Below are 16542 nucleotides of genomic sequence, written 5' to 3' on the forward strand. Positions count from 1 at the left end.
CGCCGCCTCCCCCACGGGGGGAGGAGTTAAAGCGCGCTCACCGCCGTGGCGTGCGCCCGCACCACCGCCAGGGTCGAGGCGTCGGCGTCGAACAGGCCGAACAGCCCCTGCTCCTCCTGCGGCGGATCGCCGACATAGGCGCGGTCGCCCATCTTGAACCAGGCGTCGGCGTGCTGGCCGCGGCCCTCGCCGTTCCAGGCCCAGAAGTTGGTCCCCGCCAGCGGCCCGCGGGCCTTCATGTCGGCCAGGACCAGGCCGTAGATCATGCGGTAGAAGCGGTCGCGGTCGGTGGTGGGACCGCCGGGCGCGAAGGCGCGGCCGTCGCGGACCAGGCCGAACTCCTCGATCACCAGCGGCTTGCCCAGGCGCTTGGCGATGGCGATGTGGCGGGTGACGTAGTCGCGGCACTTGGCCTCGCCGGCCGCATAGGTCGCCGGCTGGTTCTTGGGGTCGATCCAGCCCCAGTTGTTGGGCCAGACGTGCAGGGTCATGTAGTCGATGCTGGCCGGCCTGTGGGCCTCGACCACGCAGGACTCGCGCTCCAAGCAGCCCATGGCGCCCTCGCTGCCGGTGGTGACCAGATGGCGCGGATCCAGCGCCTTGATCAGCGCCGAGGTCTCGGCGATCCAGCGATAATAGGTCGGCAGGTTCGCAACGCCGAACGCCTCGCTGCCGCCCGGACGCGGCTCGTTGGCCAGCTGCCAGGCCATGATCGTCGGGTCGTCGCGATAGGGCTGGCCGGTGACGCTGCTGACCCGGCCGACCAGGGCGCGCAGATAGTGGCGGAACAGGTCCTGCGCCTTGGCGTCGCCGTAGAAGCGGGCGGAGTAGTCGGCGAATTCCGGCCAAGGATGGGCGGGGTCGCCCTGCTGGAACCATTCGCCGTTGCCGGTCCAGCGCAGATAGGCCGGCATGCCGCCCGACCAGTCCCAGAAGTTGTTGACGTAGATCACCGCCTTCATGTCGCGCTTGGCCATCTGCGCCAACACCACGTCCAGGCCCTTGAGCAGGTCCTGGTCGTAGTCCTCGCCGGGGCCGCGGAAGGTGGGGTCGATGGCCACCTTGGCCGGGGACTTCTCGCCCGCGCCCAGGATGCGCAGGTTGGTGACGCCCAGGGCCTTCAGCCGGTCCAGTTCGCGCTCCAGCCGCGCGGTGTCGCCCGACACCCCCGGTGAGCCCAGCCAGGCCCCGTACCAGAGGTTCGCGCCGACGAAGCGATAGGGCTTGCCGTCCAGGCTGAGGCGGCCGTCCTTGACGGTCACGAAGGCGGAAGAGGGCGTGATGTCGGCCTGGGCCTGGCCGGCGACCATGGCGGCGGCGCCCGCGACCAGCAGATGGCGTCTCGACAGCATGTTTGCCTCCCCGTGTTTTGACGCAGCCTAGCGGACGGCGAGGGCGCGGGGGAAGGGATTAAATAAATTTGTTTTCAGAATGGGACGCTCGGAAACAGGTTTCAGGGCTCGCGGCCGCAGGCCTCCGCCCGTGCGAGGAGAAAGGTCCGTTCCCGTCCGTTACGGGTGAGCTTGGCCGCCGCCTCGAATTGCGAGCGGGCCTCGGCCAGTCGGCCGGCCCGAAACAGGAAATCGCCCCTCGCCGCCGGCAGCGGCGCGTAGTTCGGCAAGGCGTCGCCGGCGATCTCGTCGACCAGCCGCAGGCCCGTCTCGGGCCCGAAGGCCATGCTGTGGGCGATCGCCCGATTGAGATCGACCACCGGCGAGGGCATCGCCGCGCGCAGCCGATCGTAGAGCGCGGCGATGCGGGGCCAGTCGGTGTCGGCCGCGCCGCGCGCCCGCGCATGGCAGGCCGCGAGCGCGGCTTGCAGGACGTAGGGACCATCGCCGCCGACCGCCTTGGCCAGGGCCTCGGCGCGGGCCAGGGCGTCAAGGCCTCTGCGGATCAGCAGATGGTCCCAGCGGGCCCGGTTCTGCTCGGTCAGCGGCACGACGCCGCCGTCCGGCCCGGCGCGCGCCGCGATGCGCGACGCCTGGATCTCCATCAGGGCCAGCAGGCCCAGCACCTCGGCGTCCCGCGGCATCAGCCCCGCCAGGATGCGGCCCAGCCGCTGCGCCTCCAGGCACAGGCCGGGCCGGACCAGATCATCGCCCGCCGTGGCGGCGTAGCCTTCGTTGAAGATCAGATAGACGACCTCCAGCACGGAGGGCAGCCGCGCCGCCCGTTCGGCCTCGCGCGGCGCCTCGAAGTTCAGTCCCGCCTTGGCGATCGTCTTCTTCGCGCGACCGATGCGCTGGGCAATCGTCGCCTCGTTCGACAGGAAGGCGCGGGCGATCTCGTCGGTCGTCAGGCCGCCTATGACCTTCAGGGTCAGCGACGCCCGGGCGTCGGGCGACAGGATGGGGTGGCAGGCCGTGAAGATCAGGCCCAGCAATTCGTCGCCGAGATCGTCGTCCATGGCCGCCTCGATCGACTCGACCGCGCCGTGGGACATCTCGTCCAGCGTCCGCGCGATCTCCTCGTGCTTGCGATCGCGCATCTTGTCGCGCCGGAGGGCGTCGATGGCGCGCCGCTTGGCGACGGCCATCAGCCAGGCGCCCGGATTGGCCGGAACGCCGGTCCTGGGCCATTCGGACAGGGCGACAACCAGCGCGTCCTGCGCCAGCTCCTCGGCGAGGCCGACATCCCGCACCATGCGGGCCAGGCCCGCGATCAGTCGGGCCCGTTCAATGCGAAAGGTCGCCTCGATCGCCCGATGCGTCTCGCCCGAAGTGTGCGTCTCGCCCGCGGTCATACGGCCTTTTCGACCAAGGCCGCGGAGGAGACAAGCCGCCGGCGTCAGGCGACGCCGAGCTTGCCGCGCGCGCCGTCACGGGGCGCGGCGAGCTCCTCGGGGGGCATGAACGCCGCCAGGTCCTCGGCCTCGTAGAACGGCCGGATCTCGACCTCGCTGCGGCCGGGCATGCAATTGGGGCTGCGCTTGGCCCAGGCCACGGCCTCGTCCATGTCCTTGACCTCCCAGATCGAGAAGCCGACGACCAGCTCGCGGCTCTCGGCGAACGGCCCGTCGGTGACCGTGCGGGCGGGACCGTCGAAAACGACGCGCTTGGCCTCGGCGCCGGCCTTGAGGCCGGCGGCGGCGATGAAGACGCCGGCCTGGACCAGCTCCTCGGTGAACCGGTCCATCGCCGCGAAGGCCTCCAGCTGCTCGGGCGTGGGCGCCGCGTCCATGTCCACGTTCTCGGCGGCCTTCACGAACACCATAACCCGCATGGTCCTGTCTCCTCGTTTTGAGCCGACCCCTATGGCGTCTCCGTCAGGACGACGAACGAGCTCGTCGGAAATCGACATGGCCCCGCGAGTTTGCCCGAGTTTACAGATTCAGCAGCGTGGGATCTCCGCCCTGGGCGGTGATGTTGATGCTCAGCGCCCGCTCCACCGCGTAGCGCAGCAGGGCGTGGGGGCCGCCGGCCTTGGGACCGGTGCCCGACAGGCCCTCGCCGCCGAACGGCTGGACGCCGACCACGGCGCCGGTCATCGAGCGGTTGACGTAGCAGTTGCCGGCCGGGACCAGGCGCTGGACGTCGGCCGCGAAGCTCTCGATCCGCGAGTGGACGCCCAGGGTCAGGCCGTAGCGGCGGGCCGCCAGGGCGCCGGCCACCTGCTCGAGATCCTCGGGCTGGTAGCGCACCACGTGCAGCACCGGGCCGAACACCTCGCGCTCCAGGAAGTCGGCGGCGGGGATCTCGGCCAGGACCGGGGCGAAGAAGGTGCCGGTCTCCGGCGCGGGCAGGGTGTGGAGAACCTTGGCCTCGTGCTTGAGGCGCTTCAGGTGCTTGTCCAGCGCCGCCTTGGCGTCGGGGTCGATCACCGGGCCGACGTCGGTGACGGCCAGGGCCGGGTCGCCGATGACCAGGGCGTCCATCGCGCCCTTCAGGCCGTCGATGATGTGGTCGGCGGTGTCCTGCGGCAGGAACAGCAGGCGCAGGGCCGAGCAGCGCTGGCCGGCCGAGCCGAAGGCCGACAGGATCACGTCGTCGATCACCTGCTCGCGTTGCGCCGTCGTGTCGACGAACATGCCGTTCAGCCCGCCGGTCTCGGCGATGAACGGCACGATCGGACCCTGGCGCTGGGCGAGCGTCTGGTTGATCCGCCAGGCGGTGTCGGTGCCGCCGGTGAAGGCCACGCCGTCCACGCCCTCATGGGCGGTCAGGGCCGCGCCGACCGTCTCGCCGCGACCCGGCAGCAGGGCCAGCAGGCGGTGGTCCAGGCCAGCGGCGTGATACAGCTTCACGGCCTCGAAGGCGATCAGCGGGGTCTGCTCGGCCGGCTTGGCCAGCACCGCGTTGCCGGCCGCCAGGGCGGCGGCGATCTGGCCGGTGAAGATGGCCAGCGGGAAGTTCCACGGGCTGATGCAGACAAAGACGCCGCGCCCGGCCAGGCGCAGGGTGTTGGTCTCGCCGACCGGTCCGGTCAGGACCTCGCCGGCCAGGCCGAACTGCTCTTCGGCGAGCTTGGCGTAGTAGCGGCAGAAGTCGACGGCCTCGCGCACCTCGGCGATGGCGTCGGGCAAGGTCTTGCCGGCTTCGCGCGAGAGCAGGGCGCAAAGACGCTCGAGATTGGCCTCCAGGGCGTCGCCCATGGCGCGGAGAACTTCAGCGCGTGCGGGGCCGCCGGCCTGGTCCCAGGCGGGCTGGGCGGCGCGGGCCAGACGGAAGGCCTGATCGATCTGCGGCAGCTGGGCTTCGGACACCTCGCCGACCACGCGGTCGTGGTCGGTCGGACTCCGCACCGGCGTCGGCGGGGCGCCGGCCGTCAGCTTGCCGCCGATCAGCGGGCCGGCCGCCAGGGTCAGGCCGTCCAGCTCGACCACGTGGGCGGCCAGGCGGTCGCGGTCGGCCTTCACCGACAGGTCCAGGCCCGCGCTGTTCTGGCGGCGGGGGCCGTAGACATGGGTCGGCGTCGGGATCTTGGCGTGGCGGTCGGGATGGGCCTCGACGGCCGTGATCGGGTCGACCACCACCTTCTCGACCGGCACCCGCTCGTCGAGCAGGGCGTGGACGAACGAGGTGTTGGCGCCGTTCTCCAGCAGGCGGCGAACCAGATAGGGCAGCAGGTCCTCGTGGCCGCCCACCGGGGCGTAGGCCCGCAGCGTGACGCCGTCATAGAGGTCGTCGGCGGCCTTGTAGAGGGCCTCGCCCATGCCGTGCAGGCGCTGGTGCTCGATCTTGACGCCGGCGTTCTTGGCCATCCGGACCACGGCGGCCAGGGTGTGGGCGTTGTGGGTGGCGAACTGGGCGTAGAGGTGCGGGGCGGCCGCGATCAGGGCCTTGGCGCAGACCAGGTACGACAGGTCGGTGGCCGGCTTGGTGGTGTAGACCGGATAGTCCGGGCGGCCGGCGACCTGGGCGCGCTTGATCTCGCTGTCCCAGTAGGCGCCCTTGACCAGGCGGACCATCAGGCGGCGGCCGGTTTCCTGCGACAGGGCCGTCAGGCGGGCGATCACCTCGGGGCAGCGCTTCTGATAGGCCTGGACGGCCAGACCCAGGCCCCGCCACGCGCCCAGCTCGGGTTCGCGGCACAGCCGGTCCAGCAGCTTCAGCGACAGGGCCAGGCGGTCGGCTTCCTCGGCGTCGATGGTGAAGTTCAGGTCGTGCCTGGCGGCGATCAGGGCCAGGCGGAGGATGCGCGGATAGAGCTCGTCCCAGACGCGGGCCTCTTGCGTGGCCTCGTAGCGCGGGGTCAGGGCCGACAGCTTGACCGACACGCCGTGGCCGGTTTCGGGGCCGGCCCAAGAACCGTTGGCCCTCGACAGCTTGCCGACGGTTTCGATCGCGTCGGCATAGGCCCTTTCGTAGCGGGCGGCGTCGGCGGCGGTGCGGGCGCCTTCGCCCAGCATGTCGAAGCTGCAGATGTCGCCGTCGTTGGCGGCGCGCTTGATGGCCGCCTCGATGGTGCGGCCCAGCACGAACTGCTCGCCCATGATGCGGATGGCCTGGCCGACGGCGGCGCGGATCACCGGTTCGCCCAGGCGCCCGGCGACCTTCTTGATGAAGGCCGGCAGGTCCTTCTGCGCCTGATCGTCGGGCTCGACGATCTTGCCGGTCAGCATCAGGCCCCAGGTCGAGGCGTTGACGAACAGGCTGTCGCTGCCGCCCAGGTGGGACGCCCAGTCGGCCGAGCCGATCTTCTCGGCGATCAGCTTGTCGCGGGTGTCGTCGTCGGGGGTGCGCAGCAGGGCCTCGGCCAGGCACATCAGGGCCAGGCCCTCGCGGGTGCCCAGGCTGAACTCCTGCAGGAAGCTTTCGACCACGCCCTGCTTGCGGACGCTGCGGCGGGCGCCGCGGACCAGGGCCTCGGCCTCGGCGCGGACCGCGGCGCGGTCTTCGCTGCTCAGGGCCTGGGCGGCCAGCAGGTCGGCGATCACCGTCGCCTCGTCGCGATACTTGCCGTCGTCCAGGGAGTCCCAATCGGTCATGGTCGCCTCGCTATAGGTATATCGTCGCTATATCGCCGGCTTGTTCGAAGGTGCTTCGTTTGTTGAGTGCTCAGGCAGGATGATCTTCGGCGAAAGCGCCAGATTTCGTTGTTCGCTCCACGGCTGCGTCACCCTGTCGCGATGACATTCGGCCCAGTGGCGAAAACCTCGTCCTTCGACAAGCTCAGGATGAGGTTTTTCTACGGCTCGAGCAGGTAATCGGGCCTGTAAATGGTCCTCATCCTGAGCCTGTCGAAGGACGAGGGCCACGCACCGGGCGCCAACCTCAAATCAGAACAATGATGGGGAAGGGGAGAGGTGGGAAGGGACGCGATACGGGGGGAGGTCGCGCGTCCCTTCCGCTCTCACGCGGCGCCTACGGGGGAGAGGGCGCCGCGCCTGCGCTCCGCCGGGGGGAATGGCGGAGGCTGGTCGAAGTCCGCCGGGGCGCCGAGGGGGGAGGTGGCGGCCGAGCTCGCTAGAACGATGGGGGGTATAATCCTGGTTCTTGTGAAGGTGCTTTGTTTGTTGGTACAAATTTCCGAATTATCTTCGGTGAAGCTTGGGAATCGCCATGTCTGCTCTGGATGAAACCGATCGCCGGCTTTTGCGGGTTCTGCAGGCCGATGGGCGCATCACCAACGCCGAACTGGCCAAGCGCTGCAACCTGTCGCCGGCCGCCACTTTCGACCGCGTGCGGCGACTGCGCGAGCGGGGGTTCATCACCGGCTACGCGGCGCTGCTCGATCCGGCCAAGGTCGACCGCGCCCTGCTGATCTTCGTCGAGGTGGTGCTGGACCGCACGACCGGCGACGTGTTCGAGGAGTTCGGGGCGGCCGTGCGCCGCGCCCCCGAGATCCTGGAATGCCACATGGTGGCCGGCGGCTTCGACTATCTGATCAAGGCTCGGGTGCGCGACATGGAGGCCTATCGCAACTTCCTCGGCGACATCCTCGTCAAGATGCCGGGCGTGCGCGAGACGCGGACCTACGCGGTGCTGGAAGAGGTCAAGAGCACGGTGCAGCTGCCGTTGTAGCGCGGTGCGTCCTTCGAGGCCCGCTGCGCGGGCGCCTCAGGATGAGGAACTCACTTACCTCCATCCTGAGGTGCGAGCCGCAGGCGAGCCTCGAAGGACACACGGCTTAGCCGCCCTTCTCCCGCTTCCGATATTCCGCCACCTTGGCCTTGTTTCCGCAGGCGCTCATCGAGCACCAGCGGCGGTCGCCCTTGCGCGAGGTGTCGACGAACAGCACCGCGCAGGGCGGGCCCTCGCATTGGCGGATGCGGTCGCCGAAGTCGCCGCCCAGCAGCGACACGCCCTCGCGGGCCAGTTCCGCCAGCAGGCCCCGCACGTCGCCGGACAGGTGGGCGCGGCCGTCGGCGCCCAGCTGCAGCGGCGCGGCGGGCAGGGCGGCGTAGCCGTTGAGCAGGTCGCGGTCGGCGTCGGGCAGGGCGGCGCCCTCGGCCCGCGACAGGGCCAGGCGGTAGAGCGCCTCGCGCAGCGACCGGGCCTGGACCAGGTTGCCGTCGGTGGCGCCCGGCGGGGCCTGGACCAACTCCGCCGCCACCAGCCAGCGGTCGAGGTCGGCCGGCGTCGCCAGCAGGTCGCGCGGGGCCGAGCCCAGCCGCCCGACGACCGTCGCCGCCAGGTCCAGGGCCGGACTGCCGCCGCGAAACTTGAAACCGTCGCGGACCTCCGCCTTCGCCGTCATGCGTCCTCCAAACTGGATTGACAGGTTACAATGCCTCGCCGATGCTTAGCAAGCTAACCTGATAAACAGGTTACATATAGGAGCGTGAGATGAGATTGACCCTGAAAGCCTGTCTAGGCGCCGGCCTGGCGCTGGCGAGCGCGCTGTCGACGACCGTCGCGACGGCGGCCGAGCCCGCCCTGGCCGGGACCTGGACCCTGACGGCGGCCGACCGCCTCAAGCCGGACGGCGCGCGGGCCCGCGACTACGGCGAGCACCCCAAGGGGCGGCTGATCATCGACGCCCAGGGGCGCTACAGCTTGCAGATCTTCGACGGCGACCGCCCCCGCGTCGCCTCGGGCGACAAGCGCACCGCCACCCCGGAGGAGAACGCCGGCGCGGTGCTCGGATCGTCCACCCACTACGGGACCGTCGCCATCGACGCGGCCGCCCACGCGCTGGTGTTCCGGATCGAGGGCGCGTCGTTCGCCAACTGGGAAGGGACGGAGCAGCGGCGCAAATACGTCCTGACCGCCGACAGCCTCAGCTATCAGGTGCCCACGCCGCGTCCCGACGGCTCGATCCCGATCTCGGAGTGGCGGCGCGAGCGTTAGGGAAGAAGCGGGGGACATGTCCCCGTGAGTCTAAGGCTTCGCCGGCGCGATCCACGCCCGCTCGTTGGCCAGATCCAGCGTCACGATCCAGGCCGACAGGGCCGGGACGCCGATATTGCCGTCCAGGATCATGTCGTCGACAAGGACCTTTCCGCTGATCTTCGGGCCGCCGACCAGGGTCATCTCCACGGTCTGGCCCTTCTGGACCGCCGGATCCAGCCCCAGCAGGTCGGCGACGTGCTTGCCGATCACCAGGGCGCCGGTGCTGCCACAGTCCAGCTCCAGCCAAATCCGGCCCTTGGCGGTCGGGGCGGCCACGAACGGCGTCAGGGCCAGGCCCATGGCCTCGCGGCTGAAGCGGACGGGCACCTCGACGCCCTCCCGGGCCCGGGCCTTCAGGCTGTCGGGCGTTTCGACGATCAGCCGGCGGCCGGACAGGTCCAGGGTGACCGCGCGGCCGGCGAAGGCGTCCATCGCCACCGAGCCGTCCAGCGGCGGAGCGTCCTTGGGCAGCAGGGTCGAGAAGTCGATGACCCCGGCGGTCGGGGCCTTCAGCGGCACGCCCGCCGCCGTCAGGCCGACGTCGTCGCAGCGGGGCGCGTCCACCCGGTCGCCGCGCATCCGGAAGCCGGTGACCCGTCCCCAGGGCTTGCAGCCGATGGAGTCGGCGAACGGCTGCGAGATCACGGTGATGCCGCCGGCGGTGTCGAGCAGGAAGCGGCGCGGCTTGCCGTCGACCTCGGCCTGGAACGACCACAGCACGCCCAGATAGGGCTCCAGCGGGATGGTCACCGGCTGGGCCGGCGGCGCGGGGCGCGGGGTCACGGCAAGGGCTGGCGCCGCCGCCAGGGCCAGGCCGATCGCGGCCCAACCGAACGCGGCCCAACCGAACGCGGCGAAGCCGCCCAAGGAACGCAAGATCGCCGGCATGTCGCCACCCCCTCTGATGTGGGCGCGCCGCCGCGCCTTCCGAGCTTTTGGTCGCTGTTCCGCGGGTCGCGGTAAAGTGAACTCGCGGTCGTTCGCGGCGAACCGCGCGCGGCGCGCGACGAGCGGCCATCCCCAGGTTGGAAGGGGCGCGCGGGATTGGGGGAGCGCGCCCCTTCCGGCTTGGCGGCGTCGGGGGGCGACGCCGCTAGCACTCCCCCGCTGGGGACGGGGGATCTGGTGGGCTCAGCGAGCGGGGGGAGCCCCGCCGCCGAGCGCCTTGTAGAGCGTGGCCAGATTGGTCTCCCGCGCCAGGCGGGCGACGATCAGGGTCTTTTGCGACGTGTAGAGCGTGCGCTGGGCGTCCAGCACGGCCAGGGAGCTGTCGATCCCCGCGCCGTAGCGGGCCTGCGACAGGCGGACCGTGTCGTTGGCGGCGGCGACCAGCCGTTCCTGCGAGCCGACCCGTTCCTGGATCGTCGACTGCACGGCCAGGCCGTCGGAGACCTCGCGGAAGGCGCTCTGGACCGCCTTCTCGTAATTGGCCACGGCGATGTCGCGGCCGGTCTTGGCGCTGTCGAGATTGGCCAGGTTCGCCCCGCCGGCGAAGATCGGCAGGCTGATGCGCGGCGTGAAGGTCCAGGCGCCGTTGCCGCTGTCGAACAGGCTGCCCAGGCTGTTGCTGGCGACCCCGGTCTGGCCCGTCAGGCTGATGGTCGGGAAGAAGGCCGCGCGGGCCGCGCCGATATTGGCGTTGGCCCCGGCCAGCTGGTGCTCGGCGGCCAGCACGTCGGGACGGCGCGTCAGCACGTCGGACGGCAGGCCCGCCGGCAGGTCGCGCAGGATCTGGGCGGTGACCAGGCCGCCGGCCGGCAGCAGGTCGGCCGGCACGTCGGCGCCGACCGCCAGGCGCAGGGCGTTCTTGTCCTGCTCGAGCAGGGCGATCGCGGTGGCCACGTCGCTGCGGGCGCTTTCGACCAGGGTCTGGGCCTGGCTGACCTCCAGCTGCGAGATGGCGCCCGCCTCGAAGCGCCGGCGCACCAGGTTCATGGTCTCCTGGCGGGTGCGCAGGGTCTCCTGCGACAGGGCCAGCAGGTCCTGGTCGGCGGCCAGGTTCAGCCAGGCGCCGGCGGTCTGGGCGATCAGGCTGATCTGCACCGAGCGGCTGATCTCGCGCGTGGCCAGATAGTTCTGCAGGGCCGCGTCCTTCAGGCTGCGGATGCGCCCGAACAGGTCGATCTCCCAGGCGGTGATCCCGACGCTGGCGGTGTAGAGCTCGACCGAGCGGTCGCCGCCCGTGACGACCTGGGCCGACGAGCTCTCGCCCCTCGTCCCGGCCGCCGCGGCGTCGATCCGCGGGGCGAGCGCCGCCCGCTGGATGCGGTACTGGGCGCGGGACTGCTCGATGTTGAGCATCGCCACGCGCAGGTCGCGGTTGTTGGTCAGCGCCAGGTCGATCACGCCCTGCAGGCGCGGATCGATGAAAACCTCGCGCCAGCCCAGGTCGGCGGCGGTGACCGTCGAGCCGGTGTTGCCAGCCGTGTTGTACTGCGCGATCGGCCAGGCGTTGGCCACCGGCAGGACCGGGCGCTCGGTCTTGGGCGCCAGGGTGCAGGCGCCCAGCGCCGAGGCCGCGAGCAGGGTGAGGGTCAGGTTACGCGCAAGCATCTCAGTGGCTCTCGGCCGGAGTCGTGACGACATCATCGTGTCGACGCGGCTTGGGTTTGAAGATCCGTTCGACGATCACGAAGAACAGCGGAACGAAGAAGATCGCCAGGATGGTCGCCGAGATCATGCCGCCGATCACGCCGGTGCCGATCGCGTGCTGGCTCCCGGATCCGGCCCCGTTGGAGATCGCCAGGGGCAGCACGCCGAACACGAAGGCCAGCGAGGTCATGATGATCGGGCGCAGACGGATGCGGACCGCTTCCACCGTCGCTTCGACCAGATCCAGGCCCTTCTCGTGCAGGTCCTTGGCGAACTCGACGATCAGGATGGCGTTCTTGGACGCCAGGCCCATGGTCGTCAGCAGACCCACCTGGAAGTAGATGTCGTTGGACAGGCCTCGCAGGAAGGTGGCCAGCAAGGCGCCGACGATGCCCAGCGGGATGACCATGATCACCGACAGCGGGATCGACCAGCTTTCGTAGAGGGCCGCCAGCAACAGGAACACCACCAGGATCGAGATGGCGTACAGGGCGGGCGCCTGGTTGCCGGATTCGCGCTCCTGGGCCGACAGGCCGGTCCATTCGAAGCCGATGCCCGGCGGCAGCTTGGCGGCGATCTTCTCCATGGCGGCCATGGCCTGGCCCGAGCTCTTGCCCGGCGCCGGGGCGCCCTGGATGTCCATCGACGACAGGCCGTTGTAGCGCTCCAGACGCGGCGAGCCGTAGATCCAGTGGCTGGTGGCGAACGAACTGAACGGCGCCATCGTGCCGCTGCTGGTGCGGACGTACCAGCTGTCCAGGTCTTCCGGACGCATGCGGTAGGGGGCGTCGGCCTGGACATAGACCTTCTTGATCCGGCCGCGATCGATGAAGTCGTTGACGTAGGCGCCGCCCCACGCGGCGCTGAGCGCGGCGTTGATGTCGGCCGTGGTCAGACCCATCGCCCCGGCCTTGGCCTGGTCGATCTCGATCTTCAGCTGCGGGGTGTCGTCCTGGCCGTTGGGACGCACGCCGGCCAGGGTCGGATCCTGGGCGGCCATGCCCAGCACCTGGTTGCGCGCCGCGGTCAGGGCGTCGTGGCCCACGCCGCCGGTGTCCTGCAGCTGGAAGTCGAAGCCCGAGGACGTGCCCAGTTCCGGCACGGCCGGCGGCACGACCGCGAAGACCATGGCGTCGCGGATCTGCATGAACTTGCCCATGGCCCGACCGGCCACGGCCTTGGCCTTGAGGTTGGCGGCCTTGCGCTCGTCGAAGTCCTTGAGGCGGACGAAGGCCAGGCCGGCGTTCTGGCCGGCGCCGCTGAAGCTGAAGCCGGCGACGGTGAAGACCGACTTCACCGCGTCCTTCTCGTCGACCAGGAAGTGCGAGCGGACCTGGTCGAGCACGGCCTGGGTGCGGTGTTCCGGCGCGCCGGGCGGCAGCTGGACGAGGGTGATCATGATCCCCTGGTCCTCTTCCGGCAGGAAGGCGCTGGGCAGGCGGATGAACAGGAATCCCATCACCAGGATGATCACGCCGTAGGCCACCATCCAGCGGCCGCTCTTGCCCAGCAGGCCGCGGACGGTCCCCTGGTAGCGTTGGCTGACGTCGGTGAAGTTGCGGTTGAACCAGTTGAAGAAGCGGTTGGCGAGGTTCGCCACCGCGCCCAGCGGGCCCTGGTGATCGGTCCTGCGGAGGTGGCCCTGGCCATGAGCGGCCGGCTTGAGCAGCGTGGCGCACAGGGCCGGCGTCAGGATCAGGGCGACCATCACCGACAAGGCCATGGCCGAAACGATGGTGATCGAGAACTGGCGGTAGATCACGCCCTGCGAGCCGCCGAAGAAGGCCATCGGCACGAACACCGCGGCCAGGACCAGGGCGATGCCGATCAGGGCGCCGGTGATCTCGTTCATCGACTTGCGGGTGGCCTCGAGCGGCGACAAGCCTTCCTCGCTCATCACCCGTTCGACGTTCTCGACCACGACGATGGCGTCGTCGACCAGCAGGCCGATGGCCAGCACCAGGCCGAACATGGTCAGGGTGTTGATCGAATAGCCAAAGGCCGCCAGCACCCCGAAGGTGCCCAGAAGGACGACCGGCACGGCGATGGTCGGGATCAGGGTCGCGCGCCAGTTCTGCAGGAACAGGAACATCACGACGAAGACCAGGACGATGGCCTCGATCAGCGTCTTGACCACTTCCTCGATCGACAGCTTCACGAACGGCGTGGAGTCGTAGGGGATGACGTACTTGAAGCTGGCCGGGAAGTTCTTCTCCAGCTGGGCCATCCGCGCCTTGATGGCGTCGGCGGTGTCCAGCGCGTTGGCGCCGGGGGCCAGCCGGATGGCCAGGCCGGCGGCCGGCTTGCCGTTGAACTTCGCGCCGAAGCCGTAGCTGTCCGCGCCCAGCTCCACGCGCGCGACGTCGCGCAGGTGCACGATGGCGCCGCCGGGGCTGTTCTTGACGATGATCTCCTGGAACTGGGCCGGGGTGGTCAGACGCGACTGGGCGGTGATCGTGGCGTTCAGGCCGATGCCGGGCAGGTTGGGCACGCCGCCCAGCTGGCCGGCCGAGACCTGGGCGTTCTGGGCCCGGATGGCGGCGATCACGTCGGCGGGGGTCAGGCTGTAGCTGGCCAGCTTGGTCGGATTCAGCCAGATGCGCATGGCGTATTGCGCGCCGAACAGCTGGACCTCGCCGACACCGTCGACACGGCTCAGGGGGTCTTGCAGGTTGCTGGCGATGTAGTCGGCCAGGTCGGTGTTGGTGGTCGTCGGATCATCCGAATACATGCCGACGATCAGCAGGAAGTTGCGGGCCGACTTGGCGACCGTCAGGCCCTGCTGCTGGACTTCCTGGGGCAGCAGCGCGGTGGCCGTCTGCAGCTTGTTCTGCACCTGCACCTGGGCGATGTCGATGTTGGTGCCGGCCTTGAAGGTCAGGGTGGTGGTGGCCGAACCCGAGCTGTCGCTGGTCGACGACATGTAGTTCAGGCCGTCCAGGCCCTTCATCTTCTGTTCGATGACCTGGGTGACGCTGTCCTCGACGGTCTTTGCCGAGGCGCCGGGATAGTTGGCGTTGATCGAGACCTGGGGCAGGGCGATGTTGGGATACTGGGCGATCGGCAGGGTGCGGATGGCCAGGGCCCCGGCCAGCATGACGACGATCGCGACGACCCACGCGAAGATCGGCCGGTCGATGAAGAAGCGGGAAAGCATGACGGGCCGGCCTTACTGAGCAGCGGTGGCGGTGATGACGGCCGGCTTCACCGGAGCGCCGGGGCGGACCTTCAGCAGGCCCTCGACGATGACCTGGTCGCCGGGCTTCAGGCCCGAGGTCACCAGCCATTTGTCGCCCACCGTCTGGGTGGTGACGATCACGCGGGGCTCGGCCGCGCCCTTGGCGCCGACCACCATCACGGTGGCGTTGCCCTTGGGATCGCGGCTGACGGCCGCCTGCGGGATCAGCATGCCGCCGTTGGCGACGCCCTTGCCGAGCACGGCGCGGACGTACATGCCCGGCAGCAGCACGCCGTTGGGGTTGTCGAAGGTGGCGCGCAAGCCGACCGAACCGGTGGTCGGATCGACGGTGACGTCCGAGAACTCCAGGCGGCCCGAGATCGGATAGGTCGAGCCGTCCTCCAGCTTCAAAGTCACCTGGGCCGAGCCGGAGCGGCCCAGTTGGCCGCTGTTCAGCGCCGACTGCAGCTTGAGCATGTCGGACGAGGACTGGGTCAGGTCGACATAGATCCTGGACAGGTCCTGGACCGTGGCCAGGGCGTTGGCCTGGCTGGCGGTGACCAGGGCGCCCGGGGTGACCGAGCTCTTGCCGATGCGGCCCGAGATCGGCGAGACGACCTTGGTCCAGCCCAGGTTGATGCGGGCGCTGTCCAGGGCGGCCTTCTGGGCGGCGACATTGGCGACGGCCTGCAGGGCGGCGGCCCGGGCGTCGTCGTTGTCCTGCTTGGAGACGGCGTTGATCTCGACCAGGCCCTTGTAGCGCTCGGCCTTCAGCTGGGCGGCCGTGGCGGTGGCCTGGGCCTGGGCCAGTCCGGCCGCGGCGCTGTTGTAGGCGGCCTGATAGGTGGCGGGATCGATCTGGTACAGCGGCTGGCCGGCGCGGACATAGCCGCCTTCCTGGAACAGGCGGGCCTTGATGATGCCGCCGACCTGCGGGCGCACTTCCGAGACCAGATAGGCCGAGGTGCGGCCGGTCAGTTCGGTGGTCAGGGTGACCGGCTCGGTCCTGGCGACGATGACTCCGACCGGAGTCGGACCGCCGGGGCCCATGCCGCCGGCGCCGCCCTTGCCTTGGCCGCAGGCTCCCAGGGTCAGAGCGATGGCCGCCAGGGAGGCCGCCGACAGGACGGCGCGAGAACGGTCGAAAAACATACGGAAACCCCAGGAGCGACAGGGCGTCGCAGGCCTTCAGCCTTGACGACGCCCTGTTGGTGACCAACATGAGAATGAACGTTCATTCTCAACGGGGCTGGACATAGGTCCGAGGTTGTCGCAAGTCAACCTCGGGGGTTCCGTCCAGCTTGACGTGACGGAAATTTAATTGGGAAGCGAAGCTTTCGATGAGCGATGAGGCCAACACGGCGTGCCGGCCGACGCCCGAGGCGCGGCGGCAGCAGATCCTGGACGCCGCGTGCGACTGCGTGCGGCAGGCGGGGTTCCACGGGGCCAGCATGGCCGAGATCGCCAAGGCCGCGGGCCTGAGCGTGGGCCAGATCTACCGCTACTTCGAGAACAAGGAGGCGATCATCGCCGCCATCGTCGCCCAGGACCTGGCCGAGATGCGCGAGAAGTTCGCCGAGATGGAAAGCCGGCCGGGCGACCTGCTGGACGCCATGACCGACCACCTGCCCGAGGCCGTCGACAAGTGCTTCGACCTGGGCCGCGCGTCCCTGACGCTGGAGGTCCTGGCCGAGGCCAGCCGCAATCCCAAGGTCGCCGCGATCCTGCAGGCCGCCGACGCGCAGGAGCGGGTCTACGCCCAGGCCATGCTCAACCGCAGCCGCAAGCCCGAGTGGAGCGACGCCGAATTCCAGGCCCGCTGCGAGGTCGTGGGGCTGCTGTTCGACGGCATGATCATCCGGGCGGTCAATCACCCCGACACCGATCGCGAGCCCCTGGCCCGCGTGCTGATCGCGACGATCCGGCAACTGCTGAGCTGAGGTCGCGAGACTGCTCAAGAACCGTCTCCAAGGGGCGGGCCAGGGGGCGTGACTG

Annotated in this window: 12 protein-coding genes and 1 pseudogene; 3 read left to right on the top strand and 10 right to left on the bottom strand. The window is 69.9% G+C overall.

What is annotated here, in order from left to right; genetic code table 11:
* Window positions 1–26: 26 nt before the first annotated feature.
* The 4 genes from ASD21_RS08475 to putA form a co-directional block, all read right to left on the bottom strand.
* Window positions 27–1352, bottom strand: a complete 1326-nt coding sequence (locus ASD21_RS08475; RefSeq protein ID WP_056439487.1) for a glycoside hydrolase 5 family protein — start codon at window positions 1350–1352, stop codon at window positions 27–29.
* A 101-nt stretch (window positions 1353–1453) separates the two neighbouring features.
* Complete coding sequence (locus ASD21_RS08480; RefSeq protein WP_056439490.1) at window positions 1454–2746, bottom strand: RNA polymerase sigma factor; 1293 nt, start codon at window positions 2744–2746, stop codon at window positions 1454–1456.
* Between the two features lie 44 nt (window positions 2747–2790).
* Window positions 2791–3225, bottom strand: a complete 435-nt coding sequence (locus ASD21_RS08485) for a YciI family protein (RefSeq protein ID WP_056439495.1) — start codon at window positions 3223–3225, stop codon at window positions 2791–2793.
* 100 nt (window positions 3226–3325) lie between these two features.
* Window positions 3326–6430: a bifunctional proline dehydrogenase/L-glutamate gamma-semialdehyde dehydrogenase PutA gene (gene putA / locus ASD21_RS08490; RefSeq protein WP_056439498.1), complete on the bottom strand. Its 3105-nt coding sequence runs from the start codon at window positions 6428–6430 to the stop codon at window positions 3326–3328.
* Between the two features lie 568 nt (window positions 6431–6998).
* On the opposite strand from putA, the gene ASD21_RS08495 reads away from it, so the two are divergent.
* Entirely contained in the window at window positions 6999–7466 is a 468-nt protein-coding gene (locus tag ASD21_RS08495; protein WP_082554687.1) for an Lrp/AsnC ligand binding domain-containing protein, read from the top strand.
* Here the strand turns inward: ASD21_RS08495 and ASD21_RS24665 are convergent.
* A pseudogene (locus tag ASD21_RS24665) lies at window positions 7418–7567 on the bottom strand (hypothetical protein). The gene ASD21_RS08495 and the pseudogene ASD21_RS24665 overlap by 49 nt on opposite strands.
* Window positions 7568–7572: 5 nt before the next feature.
* Window positions 7573–8142, bottom strand: a complete 570-nt coding sequence (locus ASD21_RS08500; protein WP_056439503.1) for a CGNR zinc finger domain-containing protein — start codon at window positions 8140–8142, stop codon at window positions 7573–7575.
* Between the two features lie 89 nt (window positions 8143–8231).
* Between ASD21_RS08500 and ASD21_RS08505 the strand changes: the two genes are divergently transcribed.
* The gene (locus ASD21_RS08505; protein WP_056439506.1) at window positions 8232–8735 is read left to right on the top strand and encodes a lipocalin-like domain-containing protein; all 504 of its coding nucleotides are present in this window, start codon (window positions 8232–8234) and stop codon (window positions 8733–8735) included.
* Between the two features lie 30 nt (window positions 8736–8765).
* On the opposite strand, the gene ASD21_RS08510 is transcribed toward ASD21_RS08505, so the two are convergent.
* The 4 genes from ASD21_RS08510 to ASD21_RS08525 form a co-directional block, all read right to left on the bottom strand.
* Window positions 8766–9665, bottom strand: coding sequence for an aspartyl protease family protein (locus tag ASD21_RS08510; protein ID WP_056439509.1), 900 nt, complete (start codon window positions 9663–9665; stop codon window positions 8766–8768).
* Between the two features lie 243 nt (window positions 9666–9908).
* Window positions 9909–11330, bottom strand: coding sequence for an efflux transporter outer membrane subunit (locus ASD21_RS08515; protein ID WP_056439512.1), 1422 nt, complete (start codon window positions 11328–11330; stop codon window positions 9909–9911).
* A 1-nt stretch (window position 11331) separates the two neighbouring features.
* Complete coding sequence (locus tag ASD21_RS08520; RefSeq protein WP_056439514.1) at window positions 11332–14526, bottom strand: efflux RND transporter permease subunit; 3195 nt, start codon at window positions 14524–14526, stop codon at window positions 11332–11334.
* A 12-nt stretch (window positions 14527–14538) separates the two neighbouring features.
* Window positions 14539–15699, bottom strand: a complete 1161-nt coding sequence (locus tag ASD21_RS08525; RefSeq protein ID WP_056439518.1) for an efflux RND transporter periplasmic adaptor subunit — start codon at window positions 15697–15699, stop codon at window positions 14539–14541.
* Between the two features lie 188 nt (window positions 15700–15887).
* Here ASD21_RS08525 and ASD21_RS08530 point away from each other — a divergent pair, with 188 nt between their 5' ends.
* Complete coding sequence (locus ASD21_RS08530; RefSeq protein ID WP_056439519.1) at window positions 15888–16487, top strand: TetR/AcrR family transcriptional regulator; 600 nt, start codon at window positions 15888–15890, stop codon at window positions 16485–16487.
* Window positions 16488–16542 lie beyond the last annotated feature (55 nt).

The sequence above is a fragment of the Caulobacter sp. Root1455 genome (genome assembly GCF_001426905.1).
Taxonomy (GTDB): Bacteria; Pseudomonadota; Alphaproteobacteria; order Caulobacterales; family Caulobacteraceae; genus Caulobacter.